The 763-nt window shown below is 61.2% G+C and carries 1 protein-coding gene; it reads right to left on the bottom strand.

Annotated features, from left to right (window positions below; translation table 11 throughout):
- Positions 1–230: hypothetical protein (locus tag CCR94_RS25040; protein WP_158254699.1), on the bottom strand; the 230-nt coding region annotated here is incomplete at its 3' end.
- Positions 231–763: the final 533 nt, after the last annotated feature.

The following is a 763-nucleotide window of genomic DNA, read 5'->3' as shown; positions in this document are numbered from 1 at the left end:
GCTTGGTCCTCGAACGAAAAGCCGCCGAGTTGGTAAAGCGCCTTGCCGTCGAAAGCCGCCGCCGATCCGCTCGTGATCGTGAAGCGGACGTAATAGGTCAGTTTCGTCGTATCGGACGCCGCCACCTGGGCTTGGCCGAGGCTTGGGTCCACGCTCGCGAGCGCGGCCCCGAAGGTCGCTTGTCCCGTGAGCCGATCCCACGCGGTCTGCGACGTGATCATGATGGACATTACGATTCCCTTCCCTCGAGCCAGCCCTTTGCAATCCGTGCGGCGCCAAAAACACACAGGTTGCGTCAAGCAAGGAGGATCGTTGCGAAGCCCGCAATGCCTTCAGCAGCTTGCAACGAGAGTCGCACGTAACGCAACGTTATTAAATCATGGGCGTGGCGCGCGAATCTGGCGCGCGGACGCGGAGCGCGCCAGGGGTTTTCGCATTCTCTTTGCAGAACCGACGCTTAGCCAAACCGGCGCCATTGGCGCGGCTTTGGGATCCGAAAAAGCGCCTATCCGATCCGCGCGCGAAGATCGCCCGCCCCATCAACGGGAACGCATTGCGCCCGGCGGAAGCGGCAAACCGTGAAAGAGCTGGCGCGCAATGCGATTCAGTCCCCGACTTCCCGCCGCCCACGCGAAATGAAGATCCTATGAGGGCCAAAGGTGGCCAAGGTCGAGTATCCTTGGGCCGTCGAATGACCTCAAGGAGAAGGAAGATGTCTCAAGCCTCGGGAACCACGCCGTCCACCATTGACTACGACACCACA

The organism is Rhodoblastus sphagnicola (assembly GCF_002937075.1).
GTDB classification, from domain to species: Bacteria; Pseudomonadota; Alphaproteobacteria; order Rhizobiales; family Beijerinckiaceae; genus Rhodoblastus; species Rhodoblastus sphagnicola.
This window is presented reverse-complemented; position numbering and strand designations above follow the sequence as displayed.